At 64.3% G+C, this 15220-nt stretch carries 12 protein-coding genes; 3 read left to right on the plus strand and 9 right to left on the minus strand.

The genetic code is table 11. The features are described from left to right. Positions 1-131: 131 nt before the first annotated feature. The 8 genes from J2X15_RS14930 to nirB form a co-directional block, all read right to left on the minus strand. Positions 132-1394, minus strand: a complete 1263-nt coding sequence (locus J2X15_RS14930; protein ID WP_310344159.1) for a BaiN/RdsA family NAD(P)/FAD-dependent oxidoreductase — start codon at positions 1392-1394, stop codon at positions 132-134. A 143-nt stretch (positions 1395-1537) separates the two neighbouring features. Then, entirely contained in the window at positions 1538-2242 is a 705-nt protein-coding gene (locus J2X15_RS14935) for a type IV pili methyl-accepting chemotaxis transducer N-terminal domain-containing protein (RefSeq protein WP_310344161.1), read from the minus strand. A gap of 58 nt (positions 2243-2300) precedes the next feature. Next, a complete protein-coding gene (gene cobA / locus J2X15_RS14940) occupies positions 2301-3119 on the minus strand; it encodes a uroporphyrinogen-III C-methyltransferase (protein WP_310344163.1) in 819 nt (272 codons plus the stop codon). After that, positions 3116-4021: a DNA-binding protein YbiB gene (gene ybiB, locus J2X15_RS14945; protein WP_310344165.1), complete on the minus strand. Its 906-nt coding sequence runs from the start codon at positions 4019-4021 to the stop codon at positions 3116-3118. Before ybiB ends, cobA begins: the two co-directional genes overlap by 4 nt. 18 nt (positions 4022-4039) lie before the next feature. Continuing rightward, positions 4040-6847: a nitrate reductase gene (locus J2X15_RS14950; protein ID WP_310344166.1), complete on the minus strand. Its 2808-nt coding sequence runs from the start codon at positions 6845-6847 to the stop codon at positions 4040-4042. A 24-nt stretch (positions 6848-6871) separates the two neighbouring features. Beyond that, the gene (gene nirD / locus J2X15_RS14955) at positions 6872-7255 is read right to left on the minus strand and encodes a nitrite reductase small subunit NirD (protein WP_310344167.1); all 384 of its coding nucleotides are present in this window, start codon (positions 7253-7255) and stop codon (positions 6872-6874) included. Positions 7256-7333: 78 nt separating this feature from the next. Continuing rightward, positions 7334-8125, minus strand: coding sequence for a type IV pili methyl-accepting chemotaxis transducer N-terminal domain-containing protein (locus tag J2X15_RS14960; protein WP_310344169.1), 792 nt, complete (start codon positions 8123-8125; stop codon positions 7334-7336). A gap of 11 nt (positions 8126-8136) precedes the next feature. After that, on the minus strand, positions 8137-10575 hold the full coding sequence (nirB, locus tag J2X15_RS14965; RefSeq protein WP_310344171.1) for a nitrite reductase large subunit NirB: 2439 nt from the start codon (positions 10573-10575) through the stop codon (positions 8137-8139). A gap of 334 nt (positions 10576-10909) precedes the next feature. Here nirB and J2X15_RS14970 point away from each other — a divergent pair, with 334 nt between their 5' ends. Both J2X15_RS14970 and J2X15_RS14975 read left to right on the plus strand, forming a co-directional pair. Further along, positions 10910-12193, plus strand: coding sequence for a type IV pili methyl-accepting chemotaxis transducer N-terminal domain-containing protein (locus J2X15_RS14970; protein WP_310344172.1), 1284 nt, complete (start codon positions 10910-10912; stop codon positions 12191-12193). A gap of 78 nt (positions 12194-12271) precedes the next feature. Next, positions 12272-14032: a bifunctional protein-serine/threonine kinase/phosphatase gene (locus J2X15_RS14975; protein WP_310344174.1), complete on the plus strand. Its 1761-nt coding sequence runs from the start codon at positions 12272-12274 to the stop codon at positions 14030-14032. Position 14033: 1 nt separating this feature from the next. Here the strand turns inward: J2X15_RS14975 and J2X15_RS14980 are convergent, their stop codons facing one another. Next, positions 14034-14609: a TetR/AcrR family transcriptional regulator gene (locus J2X15_RS14980; RefSeq protein WP_310344176.1), complete on the minus strand. Its 576-nt coding sequence runs from the start codon at positions 14607-14609 to the stop codon at positions 14034-14036. Positions 14610-14707: 98 nt separating this feature from the next. Between J2X15_RS14980 and J2X15_RS14985 the strand changes: the two genes are divergently transcribed. Next, a complete protein-coding gene (locus tag J2X15_RS14985; RefSeq protein WP_310344178.1) occupies positions 14708-15175 on the plus strand; it encodes a nuclear transport factor 2 family protein in 468 nt (155 codons plus the stop codon). The last annotated feature ends 45 nt before the right edge of the window (positions 15176-15220 follow it).

The following is a 15220-nucleotide window of genomic DNA, read 5'->3' on the forward strand; positions in this document are numbered from 1 at the left end:
TACGTAATGAATTCCAAAATGTGCTGTCGCCAGTCATGGGGGGAGATCGAGACCCACATGCCACGTTCAGCGGTATTTCCTCATCTATAACTAGTATTGGCCGATGAGGAGACTGCCAGAATAGCCCGTGATTATAACGCGTTAATGCGCGCTGCCAAGCCATGCGCGCAGGCGTAGCCGCTGGCCCAGGCCCACTGGAAGTTGTAACCGCCCAGCCAGCCCGTTACATCGACCACTTCTCCAATGAAAAACAGGCCCGGTTGGCGGCTTTCCAGGGTCTGGCTGGACAGCACCTTGGTGTCCACACCGCCGCCTGTTACCTCGGCCTTGCGGTAGCCCTCGGTGCCCGTGGGGGTCAGTTCCCAGCGGCTCAGGTGCTCGGCAAGCGCGTTCAGGGCCTTGTCACTGGCTTCGTTGACCGGGCGCTGCCAGTCGTGGCCCCAGGTTGCGCCCTGTTCCACCCAGGTGTCAGCCAGGCGGCTGGGCACCAGGCCTGCCAGTTCATTGGCAATGCGCTTGCGCGACGTGGCCTTGGCCTCGGACAGGTGCTTTGACAGATCGGTGCCCGGCGCCAGATTCAGGCGGATGGGTGTACCTTCGGCCCAGTAGCTCGATATTTGCAGGACGCCCGGGCCGCTGAGCCCGCGGTGGGTGAACAGCAGGTCCTCGCGGAACGCCATGCTGGCCTTCTTGGCGCCAGTGGCAATGTCCACCGGCAGCGACAGGCCCGAGAGCTGGGCAAACGGCGCCCAGGCGGCTTCGTCAAAGGTCAGCGGCACCAGTGCGGGGCGGGGCGTGACGAGGGGCAGGTCGAACTGCTTGGCCACGCGGTAGCCAAAATCGGTGGCGCCGATCTTGGGAATCGACAGACCACCCGTGGCGATGACCACGGCACCGCAGTGAATCGCTCCTCTGTCGCTCTCAATTTCATAGCTGCTCGCACACTGTCCATGGGGGCTAGAGGCCAGGACTTGGGGTTTTGCCAAAAACCTTATATTTTTGACGCTACAGGGCTGCCAACGCTCCACGCCGCCCGCAGCGCACTCGGCCAGCAGCATGGCGATCAGGTCTTCGGCCGAGCGGTCGCAAAACAGCTGGCCCTTGTGTTTCTCGTGGAAGGCGATGTTGTGTTTCTTCACCAAGCCGATGAAGTCGGCCGGCGTGTAGCGGGACAGCGCCGATTTGGCAAAACGCGGGTTCTCGCTGAGGAAGTTGGCCGCGGTGACGTCCACATTGGTGAAGTTGCTGCGGCCGCCACCCGAGATACGGATTTTTTCGGCCACCTTCTCGCTGTGGTCGATCACCAGCACCTTGAGACCCAACTGGCCCGCCACCCCGGCGCAAAACAAACCGGCAGCCCCGGCACCCACGATCACCACGTCAAAACTATGCATGCGCGCAGTGTAGGGGACGGCCTGTTGGAGTGAAACGGTTCGTAGCGTGTTGGGGCACGCAGTTTGGCGCGATTTCGGGCCCGAAGGGCTATGAGCGCCGGGCTGCGGGCCCCAGCGCGCTGCGCGAGCACAAGAGGCCGTGTTCAGGCCTGCTGCCGATTCCGATCCGCCAAATCAATCGCCTTGCGCGACAGCCCGTCAATCTCGGTGCTGATGCCCGAGAGCACATTGGCCACCACCGCGAACTCGCGCCCCTGTTGGCCCGCGCGTGCGGCCATCACCTGGGCGTTGAAGCTCACCACCTTGGCCTCGCGCGCGATGGTGTGGATGTCGGAGACGATGCCGGAGAGTTCCTTGAACAGCAAATCGGCTTTGGCTTTGGTCACCACGTCAAAGGCCGTGGTGGCCGCGTTCAGCGCTTCGAGCACAGCGTCGGTGGAGTCGACGATGCTCTCCAGCACCACCGTGGTCCGGCGCGACTGGTTGGCAATATGTTCCAGCGCGGTGCGCATCAGGTCTATGAATGTCTGGATCGTGGTGTTCACACCCTGGGTGCCTTCGTACACCGCACGCAGGCGCTGCGCGCTGGGCACGTCGTAGTTTTGAATGGTGCCGAGCAGCCGCGCATGGCTGTCGCAAAACAGCTGGAAGGTGCTACGCGCCGCGTCGAGCTGGCGGGCATCGCCATTCGCAGCCAGCAGGGTCTGCATGACCATGCGTTGGGACAGCATGCGCTGGCGGGCGGCGAGGTTCAGGTCGGAAATCTGCCCCGCAGCAGGTGCGCGGGTGGGGGTGGCGCGTGCAGGAAGTTGGGTGGAAGCGTGGGATGGGGCAAGGCTGGTGGTCATCGTGGGAACTCCTTTCGCGTGGAGTTCCTTAAGCAAAAACGATGCCCGAACTAAGTATTTACCCTAATCTAGCCATGCGCGCAGAAATGGATTCGTCCTGGCCAATCCCCGCAGCGTCTGCGGACTGGATGCCCAGCACCACATCGCCCACCACGATGACGCTGGGGCTGGCCAGTTGTTCACGGGTGATGGTGGCCTGCAGTGCGTGCAGCGCGCAGACCGCATGGCGCTGCGTGGGCAGGCTGGCGTTCTGGATGATGGCCACAGGTGTGTCCGACGGTAGGCCCTGCAGCAGGCCGTACTGGATGTCGGCCGCACCACTTACGCCCATGTAAATCACCAGCGTGAGTTTGGCCTGGTCGGCGGCGGCGGCTAGCGCGGGCCAGTCGGTGCCGGCATCTCCAGGCTTGGCGTGGCCGGTGACAAACACCACGCCGTGCGCATGTTCGCGGTGCGTGAGCGGCACGTTGAGCGAGGTGACGGCGGCGAGACCCGCGGTGATGCCGTTGACCACCGAGACGCGGATGCCGGCCTCTTGCAAATGCTCCACCTCTTCGCCACCACGGCCGAAGATGAAGGGGTCGCCGCCCTTGAGGCGCACCACGTTTTCACCCTCCTGGGCCGCGGTGATCATCAGCCGCTCGATGAAGGACTGGGGTGTGGACTTGCAGCCCCCGCGCTTGCCCACATGGATGATGCGTGCGCCAGGCTGCGCATGGGCCACGATGGCCTCGTTCACCAGGTCGTCTACCAGCAGCACCGTGGCTTGCTGGATGGCCTTGAGGGCTTTGAGCGTGAGCAACTCGGGGTCACCCGGGCCCGCACCCACAAGGGTGACGTGGCCGCTGGAGGGCGTGCGGGAAAGGTCGTGTGTCATAGGTTGCGGTGTATTTGCAAAATGTGCGCCACCTGGTGCGCAATGGGCGCGGGCACGGGCTGGCTGCCGGCCAGCACGGCGCGGATGTAGGCCGCAGTCGTGGCCGCATCGGTGCTGGTGGGGAGTTCGGGCAGCTCGGTGAGCGAGCCGGCCTGGTAGGCCTGCAGGTCGGTGGACTGGCCGTTCACAAAGGCCTGCATCTTGGGCGTGCGGCGCGGGTCAGCCACGGCCTCGCCCTCGGTGCCGCGAATCAGCAGCGCGTTGGACTGCACCAGGGCCAGCGTCTCGGCCATGGAGATGGCGTACTCCGGATGCGTGTAGCTGCTGATCAGCAGCGCGGCGCCGTCCACCGGGTTCATGAGCTTGACCAGGCTGTGCGCTGGGTTGCGCAGGTTCACCACGCGGCGCACATCCAGCAAGCGCTGCAGGCCGGGGCACAGCAGGGCGGTGGGCACAAACGCTACCGCACCTGGCGCTACGGAATTGATAGCTACTTGCGCAGGGATGTCGAGGGCTGCAAGCACTTCTGATATGAAAACCCGGCGATCTTCGGTGGCTGCACCATGGATGAGCACGGGTAGGCCTTCGCGTGCCAGCAGCAGTGCCAGCAGCGGGGTGAGCAGCGGCAGCTTGCGCGCACCGTTGTAGCTGGGGATGACGACCACGGGCTGTGTGGAGGCGGGCAGCAGTGCCATGCGGCGGCGCGTGGCGTCCAGAAAGCCGGCCATCTCGTCGGCGGTTTCGCCCTTGATGCGCATGGCCAAGCAGAACGCGCCGATTTCCAGATCGGTGACCGTGCCGTCCAGCACCTGACCGAAGAGGTCGTCTGCCTGTTCACGGGTGAGGGGACGGGCGCCGTCTTTGCCACGCCCGATTTCTTTGATGTATTTGCCAATAGCCATGGGGCGATTGTCCGTGACTCAGGCGGTGGTCGGCTCCATGCTGGCGCGCACCATGCGCTGCAGCTGGGGCACACACGAGCCGCAGTTGGTGCCGCACTTCAGCGCGCCTTGCAGCGTGGCCAGGCGGTCGGCCGCAAAGCCGGTGCAGTCGGCCAGCGTGGCTTGGATGGCGCTGTCGGTCACGTTGAAGCAGGTGCACACCACCTTGCCGCGCGATTGCACGGGCATGGGCGGCGTGGCACCGGGCGCCAGCAAGGCGCGGCCGTAGTTTTGTGCGGGCTGTTCGTCTTGCAGCAGCGTGGTCATCCAGCTTTGGGCGCGTGTGTCGCCGGCCAGCATGAAGCCTTCCAGCGTGGCGTTGACCGTAGCGCGTTGCAGGCGCACGGCACGGCGCTGGCCGCGCTTCTTGTCAGCGTAGCGCACCACGTCAGCGCCGTTCAGTTGCAGCAGCGTTTCGATCTCTTGCAGCACCTCATCCGACGCGGCCTCCAGGTCTGCCGCACGGAACAGCACGCCGCTGCGCTCATGTCCCTTGGAATCGCCGGCGCTGCCAAAGGGCACGCAGCTGGCAAAGGCAAAGCGGCCCATCAGCGCCTGCAGCGCACTGCGCGCGGCCAGCACCTCGGTGGCGGGTAGCCAGGCAATGGCCAGCAGGGTCCAGGGCATGTCGGCCTTGAGCACCTTGACCGCCGCGTGCTTGAACTCGGGCTGTTTGGAGTCCGGGCAATAGGCCGAAGTGGTGAGGGCGTTGACTCCGGCCAGCCGGGTACCGGTGGCGCTCACGCCGCTCAGATACTCCTCGCCCCAGTGCATGGCCATGAACGCCTGGCTTAGGCCCACCTCGGGGCTGGCCTGCACCGGCACCAGGATGGAGCCGCGGCGCGAGGTGACGTGCACCAGGTCGTTCTCCTGGATCAGGCGGCGGGCCATGTCTTGCGGGTGCATTTGCAGCACGGGTTCGCGCACATGGCCAAACAGGCGGCCCAGCGTGCCGGTGCGGCTCATGCCGTGCCACTGGTCGCGCAGGCGGCCCGTGGTCAGCGAGAACGGGTAGCGGGCCTCGCGCGGCTCGGCCACGCCGCGGTACTCCGCATTCACAAAGCGTGCACGGCCATCCGGCGTGGGGAACACGCCGTCTTCGTACAGGCGCACCTTGCCAGTGCTGGCACCTTCGGGCATGGGCCACTGCAGCGGCTTGGCGTCCAGTTGGGCATAGTCCATACCGGTGATGTCGAGGTCGCGGCCGCGGGTGGATTCGCGGTGCTCGTTCCACACCGATTCGGCTGTGGGGTAGGGGAACAGCGTGCCGGTGGTCGTGTCGCGGCCCAGCGCGCGCTCCAGGCGCTGCGCAAAGTCGGTGGCAATGGCCCAGTCGTGGCGCGGCGCGGTGTCGGGTGCGCCGGGTGGCACCACGGCGGCACGCACACGGCTGATGCGGCGTTCACTGTTGGTGACCGTGCCTTCTTTTTCGCCCCAGGTGGTGGCAGGCAGCAGCAAATCGGCGTAGCGGGCGGTGGCGGTGGTGCTGAAAGCCTCCTGCACCACCACAAACTCGGCACGCTCCAACGCACGGCGCACCGTGGCTTGGTCGGGCATGCTTTGCGCGGGGTTGGTGCAGGCAATCCACAGCGCTTTGATTTCACCATCGGCGGCAGCCTGGAACATCTCCACCGCGGTCTTGCCGGTCTTGTCGGGCACGCTGGGCACACCCCATAGCGCGGCCACCTCGGCGCGGTGCGCGGGGTTGGCCAGGTCGCGGTGGGCGGAGAGCAGGTTGGCCAGGCCGCCCACTTCGCGTCCGCCCATGGCGTTGGGCTGGCCGGTCAGCGAGAACGGGGCGGCGCCGGGCTTGCCAATCTGGCCGGTGGCCAGGTGCAGGTTGATGAGTGCGGTGTTCTTGGCCGTGCCGCTGCTGGACTGGTTCAGGCCCTGGCAGTACAGGCTCAGTGTGGCCGGGCTTTGCGCAAACAGGCGTGTGGCTTCCAGCAGGTCGGCCTTGCTGATGCCGCAGGTCTGCGCCACGGCATCGGGCGTGTAGTCGCGCACCGTGGCCTTGAGGTCGTCAAAGCCCGTGGTGTGCGCGGCAATGAAGGTGGGGTTGGTCCAGCCTTCCCACAGCATGAGGTGCAGCATGCCGTTGAACAGCATCACGTCGGTGCCGGGCTGGATCTGCAGGAACAGGTCGGCCAGCTCCACCGTGTCGGTGCGGCGTACATCGGCCACCACGATCTTCAGCGCGGGGTTCTTGCGCTTGGCGTCTTCAATGCGGCGAAACAGGATGGGGTGGGCGAACGCGGTGTTGGAGCCGACGATGAAGATGGTCTGCGCGTGGTTCACATCGTCGTAGCAGGCGGGCGGGGCGTCGGCACCCAGCGTCTTCTTGTAGCCGGCCACCGCGCTGCTCATGCACAGGCGCGAGTTGGTGTCGATGTTGTTGGTGCCGATCAGGCCCTTGGCCAGCTTGTTGAAGACGTAGTAATCCTCGGTCAGCAACTGGCCGCTCACGTAAAAGCCCACGGCGTCGGGGCCATGGTCGCGCACGATGCGGGCGAACTGGTCAGTGGCCAGCGTGAGCGCGCTGTCCCACGACACGGGCTGGGGTGTGGCACTGCGCTGCAGGCGTTGCAGCGGCTGCAGCAGCCGGGTTTGCAGGGTGACGGGCTCGCTGGCCGTCAGGTGCAGCGTAGAGCCCTTGGAGCACAGGCGACCGAAGTTGGCCGGGTGGTCCGGGTCGCCCCGCACGCCGGTGATCTGCGCGCCCTGCGACTCGATGATGACGCCGCAGCCGACACCACAGTACGGGCAGGTGGAGCGCGTTTCGGTCATGCTTACGTGTCCTTCTTTTTACGGTCAGGCGGTGGCGTTGCGGCGGAGGGGGCCGGCGATGGGGCGCACCAGGTCGGTGGCGTGGCCTTGCAGCTCGGCGGACTTGAGGAAGACCTGGCCACCGTCGAGCTTGACTTCGAACTTGGGCGTGCAGCCCTCGTCAGGGGCGCTGGCCTGGCCATCGCACAGGCCAATAGTCCAGTTGTGCAGCGGGCAGGCCACGCTAGTGCCAAACACGATGCCCTGGCTCAGGGGGCCGCCCTTGTGCGGACAGCGGTCCAGCAGCGCAAACACTTCGTCCTGCGTGTTGCGGAACACCGCCACGTCCAGACCCTGGGTGCGCGCCACACGGCGTGAGCCCAGCACGGGGATGTCTTCCAGCTTGCAGATCAGGGTCCATTCGGTCATTTTGTTCTTCCTAATGCTATTGTTTTGGTAGCTGCCCGCGCAATATTAACGGGGGCTAGAGGCCTATTTTGTATAAATTTACGCTTTGAGGCTGGAGTACATGCCGGTCACCCGGTCCATCACCGCCAGCAGGTTTTCGCTGCTGATGAATATCTCGGCCATGGGCCGGGGGCGTTGTGCGCCTTCTTGCAGCTGCTTGAGGGCCATATCGAAGAACACCCACTGTGCATCGGCCAGCGTCAGCTCGTCCTTGATGCGCAGGGTGGCCTCGGGCGCGTTGCGCAGCAGCTCCATGGCGGTGGTGAATTCGTTGCGGGCCTTGGCAATCTCGGCCGTAGCCACGCTGGCATCCACCGGCAGCGTGGCGGCCAGGTAAAACTTGGCCATGCGCTGGCTCAGCATGCGCTGGCGCCCGGCAATGTTCACCAGCTTGCCCACGGGCTTGGCCAGCGCCGCCTCGTACTGCACCGTGCCTTGGTGTGCCAGTGCCAGTACCTTGGCGTCCAGCTGCAGCAGGCTACCCGCGTTTTCACGGGTGGGGCTTTTGCCCACCAGCGCGGTCTTGTACTCGGACCAGGCTGCGTCGAGCTTGCCGTAGGTGGCCTGCACGTCGGGTGTGGGGGCAAAGCCTTTGAGCTCGGCGAGCTGGCGGTCAAACAGCGCCATCGATTTGTCCAGCACCAGTTGGGCGCTCGCTTTCTCCACGTTTTGCAGCAGGGCCAGCCAGGCCTTGCCCATGCGCTGGCTCAGCATGCGCTGGCGTCCGGCCTTGTTGATGGCGTCGCTCAGGTCCAACACTTGGGCGTGGGCTGGCAGTGCCAGACCCAAGCCACCGGCAGCGGCCACGGCAATCAGGGTTCTGCGTTGCATGGTGCGGGCCCTCAGGCTTTGACAGCTTCGAACTGGCGGGTGTCGACCTGCGCGTCCTGGAAGTCGAACCAGGGATCGGGCTCACCGTCGAGTGCGAACAGCAGTTCTTCGTTCAAGGCCTTGCGGCCTTCGGCGTCTTCCAGAATGCGCTTCTTCACGTAGTCCAGGCCCACGCGTGACACAAAGTGCACCGTGCGTTCCAGGTACCAGCCTTCCTTGCGGTAGAGCTGCATGAAGGCACCGGTGTACTCCAGCACTTCTTCGGTCGTTTTGAGTTTGACGAAGAAATGCGCCACCTCGGTCTTGATGCCACCGTTGCCGGCGATGTACATCTCCCAGCCGCTGTCCACGCCAATGATGCCCACGTCCTTGATGCCGGCTTCGGCACAGTTGCGGGGGCAGCCGGAGACGGCGTACTTGACCTTGTGCGGTGCATACATGCGCCAGTGGGCGCGTTCCAGGTCCTTGCCCATCTGCGTGCTGTCCTGCGTACCCATGCGGCACCATTCGCTGCCCACACACGTTTTCACCGTGCGCAGAGCCTTGGCGTAGGCGTGGCCACTGGGCATGCCGATGTCCTTCCACACGCTCACCAGGTCTTCCTTCTTCACGCCCAGCAGGTCGATACGCTGGCCGCCGGTCACCTTGACCGTGGGGATCTTGTACTTGTCCACTGCGTCGGCAATCTTGCGCAGTTCGTTGGCCGTGGTCTCTCCGCCCCACATACGCGGGATGACGGAGTAGGTGCCGTCCTTCTGGATGTTGGCGTGGCTGCGCTCGTTGATGAAGCGGCTTTGCGGGTCGTCCTTGGCCTCTTTGGGCCAGCTGCTGATCAGGTAGTAGTTCAGCGCGGGGCGGCAGCTGGAGCAGCCGTTGGGGGTCTTCCAGCCCATGCCCTGTTGTACCTGGGCGATGGTGAGAAATTTTTCCTTGAAGATGGCATCGCGCACTTCCTGGTGGCTGTGCTCGGTGCAGCTGCACATGGCTTTCTTCTTGGGTGTGGCGGAGTAGTCGCCACCGGCCGTGAACATGATGATCTGTTCCACCAAGCCGGTGCAGGAGCCGCACGACGCACTGGCCTTGGTGTGCTTCTTCACCTCGTCCAGGGTGAACAGGCCTTTTTCCTTGATGGCCTTGCAGATGGTGCCCTTGTTCACGCCGTTGCAGCCGCAGACTTCGTCGCTGTCGGCCATGGCGGCGGCCTTGTTCTGGCCCTGGTGGCCTACGTCGCCGATGTTGGAGCCGCTTTCACCAAACATCAGCTTGTCGCGGATGTCGGCAATGCTGCGACCGTCGCGCAGCATCTTGAAGTACCAACTGCCGTCCACCGTGTCGCCGTACATGCAGGCGCCCACCAGCTTGTCGTTTTTGATGACCAGCTTTTTGTAAACGCCACCAAAGGGGTCGCTCATCACGATTTCTTCGGTGCCTTCGCCACCGGTGAAGTCGCCGGCGGAGAACAGGTCGATGCCCGTCACCTTCAGCTTGGTGGAGGTGAGTGAGCCGGTGTAGCGGCCAATGCCGTACATGGCCAGGTGGTTGGCGGCCACTTTGGCCTGCTCAAACAACGGGGCCACCAGGCCGTAGGCAATGCCGCGGTGGGCTGCGCATTCGCCCACGCTGTAGATGCGGGCGTCGGTCACGGTCTGCATGGTGTCGGTCACCACAATGCCGCGGTCCACATGCAGGCGCATGCTGGAGGCCAGCTCGGTGTTGGGGCGAATGCCCACGGCCATCACCACCAGGTCGGCCGGTACTTCGGTGCCGTCCTTGAACTTGATGCTCTTCACGCGGCCATCTTCACCACCCACCAGCTCCTGGGTTTGCGCACCCATCAGGAACTGCAGGCCACGCTCTTCCAACGACTTGCGCAGCAGGCCGCCGGCCACGGTGTCCAGCTGGCGTTCCATCAGCGTGGGCATCACGTGCACCACGCTCACGGTCATGCCGCGCAGCATCAGTCCGTTGGCGGCCTCCAGGCCCAGCAGGCCCCCGCCGATGACGACAGCATGCTTGTACTTGGTCGCCGCGTCGATCATGGCGTTGGTGTCGGCAATGTCGCGGTAGGCAATCACGCCATCCAGGTCTTTGCCGGGGATGGGCAGGATGAAGGGGTTGGAGCCGGTGCAGATCAGCAAGCGGTCGTACTCGGCCTCGGTGCCGTCAGATGCTTTGACAACGCGCTTCACGCGGTCCACTTCCACCACTTTCTTGCCGGCGTGCAGCGTGATGTTGTTCTCGGTGTACCACTCAAAGGAGTTCAGCACGATCTCGTCCAGCGTCTGCTCACCAGCCAGCACCGGGCTCAGCAAGATGCGGTTGTAGTTGGGGTGGGGTTCTGCGCCAAAGACGGTGATGTCGTACAGGTCCGGGGCTACCTTGAGCAATTCCTCAATGGTGCGCACGCCGGCCATGCCGTTGCCAATCATTACCAGTTTCGATTTTTTCATAGTAGCCACTCCAAGGACGAGAAGACTCAAGCGGGTGTGGCGGGGCCACATGCCAGAAATTAGGGGGTAGAGGAGATCCGCGCCTTATGCAAAGGCGCACCAGCAAGCACTGGCGTTGGACAGACTGCGACTGCGCGACGTCGTTGTGCGCAGAACCGGCATGGCTGTCATCTCGTTTGAGCGCGTCGTTGCGCCCGGCTCAGCTAATGCAAGAGCTGTGCCATATGATCGGCACCTGTTCACGGTGGCCCTCTCCGTCCGTGTGGGTGGTGTGCGAATTGCGTTGCACAAAGGCCCCGTAAGCCCCGTTATTCCTAGCTAAAACCGAATTTTCATGACCTCCGCCCTGCTGTGTTCCACCCGCCAAAAGACCGCGCCCACGATGGCTGCCGACCTGCAGGCGGCGGGCATTTCGGTGCTGGCCACGGTCGACGATTGCAGCAAGTTGGTGCAAGGCGTGGTGCTGCACGCACCAGATGTGGTGATTTGCGATGTGCCGCTGCCCACCAGCGCGTGGTTCCAGGCGCTGCAAGTGGTGGGGCAAACCGTGCCCCGCCCGTTGATCGTGTTCACGACTGACAGCGATGCCAGCCACATCGCGCAGGCCACCGAATGCGGTGTGCATGCCTATGTGGTGAATGGCTATGGGGCCAACCGGCTGCGCCCGCTTATCCACCTGGCACAGGCACGGTTTCACAAGGCCGAGCAGCAGCGCCAAGCCTATGAAGAACTGGCCACCCGCTTCGAGGAGCGCAAGGCGGTGGACCGGGCCAAGGGCATCCTCATGCGAGCCCAGAGCCTGTCGGACGATGACGCCTTCCGCACCCTGCGCTCGGCCGCCATGAGTTCCAACCAGCGCATGGGCCAGCTTTCGCAGCACATCATCCAGTCGGCCCACTTTGCCGAGGCGGTGAACCGCTCGGGCCAACTGCGTATGTTGTCGCAGCGCCTGGTCAAGTTGCACCTGCTGCAGGCTGCACGGGTCCAGGCCGTGCACCACGCCGCGCTGCTGCAGGACTCGGTGCAGTGGGTGGACAGCAACTTTGCGCTGCTGCGCAAAAACCTGTCGCAGCCCACCTATGGCGATCTGTTGGCGCAGGTGGCCCAAACCTGGGAGCTGCTGAAGGCCGCGTTGGCCGCAGGTGGCACTGATGTGGTGGAGCGCGAGGCCGAGGCCTTGCTGATGGGCGCCGAGCGCCTGACCGCCAGCCTGGAAAGCTCGGGCGCGGCCGCGCCGCTGCAGGTGCTGAACCTGGCCGGGCGCCAGCGCATGCTGTCGCAGCGCTTCAGCAAGTACGCGCTGCTGGCGCTGGAGGGCGAAGGCGTGGCGGTAGAGCTGGCCCAGGCCGGCATGCGCGCCGCCCAGCAGGAGTTTGAAAAAGCCCTCACGTACCTCAATGGACTGCCGCTGAGCACCCCCGCCATCCACGAGGCCCTGGGCGCTGCGGGTGTGGCCTGGCTGCAGATGGTGGCCGCTGCGCAAGACGCCCAGCGCCTGAGCCCTGCCAAGCGTGGTTCCCGACTGGAAGACCTGGCGGCTGGCAGCGAGACCTTGCTGGGCTTGTTCGAACAGCTGTCGCGCCACTACGAGCACAGCATGCAAATGCTGGTGGGATGAGGCTGGACTTAAGGGTTAACCCGCACGATTTTGGTGCGCTGCAGCAGCGTCCGGCACTGAAATTGCTTATCTTGGTGCATGGCATTTGACATAGACATTGGCTTTGCATCCCAGGCCGGGCGCAAACCTCTTAACGAAGACTTCTGCGCCGCTATGCTGCCCACCCAGGGGCAAGAGGACATGGGCTCCATCGTCGCCATAGCCGACGGTGTGAGCGCCGGTGGCATGGGCCGCGAGGCTGCGCAGACCACGGTGACCAGCCTGGTGCGCGACTACTTTGGCACGCCCGAGACCTGGGACACCACCGTGGCGCTGGACCGCATCATCGCCGCGCAAAACGCCTGGCTGTGTGGCATCAACCGGCGGCGCCAGCCTGCCATGGGCCTGACCACGCTGACCGCACTGGTGTTGCGCGGCCATTCGTACACGCTAGCCCATGTGGGGGACGCGCGCTGCTACCTGGTGCGCGATGGCAAGGCCACCCAGCTTACGCAAGACCATGTGGTCAACCATCCCGATCTCAAGCACCAGCTGCTGCGCTCCGTGGGGGCCGAAGACCACCTGGTGGTGGACTACCTGCAGGGTGACCTGCAGGTGGGTGACGTGTTCATCCTGCTCACCGACGGTGTGCACGGCGAAGTGTCTGCCCGCCGCCTGCCCGAATATGCGGCCATGACCGATGCGCGTGAGGCCGCCCAAAAGCTGGTGGACCTGGCGCTGGCCCGGGGCAGTAACGACAACGTGTCCGCCATGGTGGTGCGCGTGCAGGGCCTGCTGGAGGCCACGCTGGCCGATGCCAACCGCCGGGCCGAGGCCTTGCCCATACCCGCAAAGCTGAAAGTCGGCGACACGCTGGACGGTTTTGTCGTGACGGCGCCCATTGCCGACAACGGCATCAACGTGCTGTACCAGGTGCGTGACCCGGCGACGCAGACGCTGTACGCCCTCAAGACCCTGAACACCGCCCGCGCCCACGACCAGGAAGAGCGCGCCATGCTGGCCCATGAGGCGTGGCTGGCGCTGCGCATGCATTCATCCCGCGCAGCGGACCACTTGGTGGCCGTGCACGAGCGCTTGCCCAATGGCCGTGAGCGTTCGGCGTTTTATGTGCTGTACGACTGGCATGGTGGCGAGACCCTGCAGCAGCAATTGGACCACCACACACGCGTGGCGCCGGCCGTGGCGCTGGGCTACACCATGCAGGCGCTCAAGGGGCTGGCGCGGCTGCACCGCCAGGGCGTGGTGCACCGCGACATCAAACCCGCCAACCTGCACCTGGGCGACGACGGCGTGCTGCGCGTGCTGGACCTGGGGGTGGCCCTGAGCGGGCGTGAACCCGCCGCCATGCGTGCGCTGCACGCGGGCACGCCCAGCTATGTAAATCCCGAGCAGTGGGGCTTTCGCACCAAGGCTGGCAATGGCAAGACGGAAGCGGAAGAGGGCGAAGCCCAACTTCCCAATGCACAGAGCGATTTGTTCGCACTGGGCGTAACGCTGTACCAGCTGCTCACCGGCAAGCTGCCCTATGGTGACGTGCTGCCCTACCAGGTGGGCCGCTATTACCGCGACCCCACACCGCCCAGCCGCCACAACCCCGAGGTACCCATCTGGCTAGACCATGTGCTGCAAAAAGCCGTGGCCCGCGACCAGCGCCAGCGCTTCGAGACGGCCGAAGAGTTTTTGCTGGCGCTGGAGCGCGGCGCAAGCCGCCCGCTGAATGCACCCATGGCCACACCGCTGATGCAGCGGGACCCCACCGCCATCTGGAAGGTGGCGTTGGGCGTGTCGGTGTTGCTGAATATTCTGCTGGTGTACTGGCTGCTGTTTTTGCCGAAATAGCCTACGCTGCCCGAAGCGCGCGCAAGATGTGCGCAAGGCTAGACAAAGCCCCCTCAGGCCTCTGTGCGCCTTGGGCCAGAACAATCGCGCCGTCTATGGCTAGCGCTATGGCCTGTGCGTCCTTCTGTCGATGCCTGGATGGGGGGAGCAGCGTGGCCACCGCTGCCGCCATGCTTTCCTTGTGCGTACGCGCAATGTCAATCACTTCGGGCTGGGTTCCCCCCAGCTCCACCACGCTGTTGATAAACGCGCAGCCCCGAAAGCCATCGTCTTCAAACCACTCGCGCAGCACAGGAACCAGGGCATCCGTGCCTGCAAATTTGGTTCCGTGGCGGCGCAGGGCATCGGTGAACCAGTCCATCCACTTTTCATGCCGGTAGGCCAGGAAGGCCTGGATCAACTCGTTTTTGCTGGGGAAGCAGCGGTAGAAGGTGGCCTTGGCCACGCCCGACACTGCAATCACGCGGTCGATGCCCGTGGCCCGAATGCCATCGCTGTAGAAAAGCCGGTGCGCGGTCAGCAAGATGCGCTCACGGGGGGGCTGGTCTTTCAATTCGGGCGTGGGGAATAGCGACATAAAGACATTGTAGACAAGTCTGTCTACATCGATTAGCATTTGCATGTAGACAGATCTGTCTACGTATGCCCCATTGCTTTTGAAAAGGTCCACTCCCCATGGAAGCCCGTCCACCATTGCCCCCATTTACTCTTGCCACCGCCATACAGAAGGTGCGCCTGGCCGAAGACGCCTGGAACTCGCGTGACCCGGCGCGTGTGGTGCTTGCCTACAGCACGGATACCCGCTGGCGCAACCGCGTCGAGTTTCCTGTCGGCCGAGAGGCCGCGCAGGCATTGCTCGAGCGCAAATGGGCACGCGAGTTGGACTATCGGCTGATCAAGGAAATCTGGGCCTACGCCAATGATCGGATTGCGGTGCGTTTCGCATACGAATGGCACGACGACGCTGGCAACTGGTTTCGCAGTTACGGCAACGAGAACTGGGAATTCAACGCGGACGGGTTGATGACCCATCGCCACGCCAGTATCAATGACCAACCGATCCAGGCCTCGGACCGCAAATTCTTCTGGCCCTTGGGCCGCCGCCCTGATGACCATCCGGACCTGAGCGACCTCGGCCTGTAAGGTGCAATTCTTGCATTCCATCTTGACTTTCCAACCACTGCCGCC

It is taken from the genome of Rhodoferax saidenbachensis (assembly GCF_031457975.1).
GTDB lineage: Bacteria > Pseudomonadota > Gammaproteobacteria > Burkholderiales > Burkholderiaceae_C > Allorhodoferax > Allorhodoferax saidenbachensis_A.

What these genes read in the sequence shown, in the direction of transcription:
- J2X15_RS14930 (WP_310344159.1), bottom strand. Translation starts at nt 1,394, where the DNA reads ATGCATAGTTTTGACGTGGTGATCGTGGGTGCCGGGGCTGCCGGTTTG.
- J2X15_RS14935 (WP_310344161.1), bottom strand. Translation starts at nt 2,242, where the DNA reads ATGACCACCAGCCTTGCCCCATCCCACGCTTCCACCCAACTTCCTGCA.
- cobA (WP_310344163.1), bottom strand. Translation starts at nt 3,119, where the DNA reads ATGACACACGACCTTTCCCGCACGCCCTCCAGCGGCCACGTCACCCTT.
- ybiB (WP_310344165.1), bottom strand. Translation starts at nt 4,021, where the DNA reads ATGGCTATTGGCAAATACATCAAAGAAATCGGGCGTGGCAAAGACGGC.
- J2X15_RS14950 (WP_310344166.1), bottom strand. Translation starts at nt 6,847, where the DNA reads ATGACCGAAACGCGCTCCACCTGCCCGTACTGTGGTGTCGGCTGCGGC.
- nirD (WP_310344167.1), bottom strand. Translation starts at nt 7,255, where the DNA reads ATGACCGAATGGACCCTGATCTGCAAGCTGGAAGACATCCCCGTGCTG.
- J2X15_RS14960 (WP_310344169.1), bottom strand. Translation starts at nt 8,125, where the DNA reads ATGCAACGCAGAACCCTGATTGCCGTGGCCGCTGCCGGTGGCTTGGGT.
- nirB (WP_310344171.1), bottom strand. Translation starts at nt 10,575, where the DNA reads ATGAAAAAATCGAAACTGGTAATGATTGGCAACGGCATGGCCGGCGTG.
- J2X15_RS14970 (WP_310344172.1), top strand. Translation starts at nt 10,910, where the DNA reads ATGACCTCCGCCCTGCTGTGTTCCACCCGCCAAAAGACCGCGCCCACG.
- J2X15_RS14975 (WP_310344174.1), top strand. Translation starts at nt 12,272, where the DNA reads ATGGCATTTGACATAGACATTGGCTTTGCATCCCAGGCCGGGCGCAAA.
- J2X15_RS14980 (WP_310344176.1), bottom strand. Translation starts at nt 14,609, where the DNA reads ATGTCGCTATTCCCCACGCCCGAATTGAAAGACCAGCCCCCCCGTGAG.
- J2X15_RS14985 (WP_310344178.1), top strand. Translation starts at nt 14,708, where the DNA reads ATGGAAGCCCGTCCACCATTGCCCCCATTTACTCTTGCCACCGCCATA.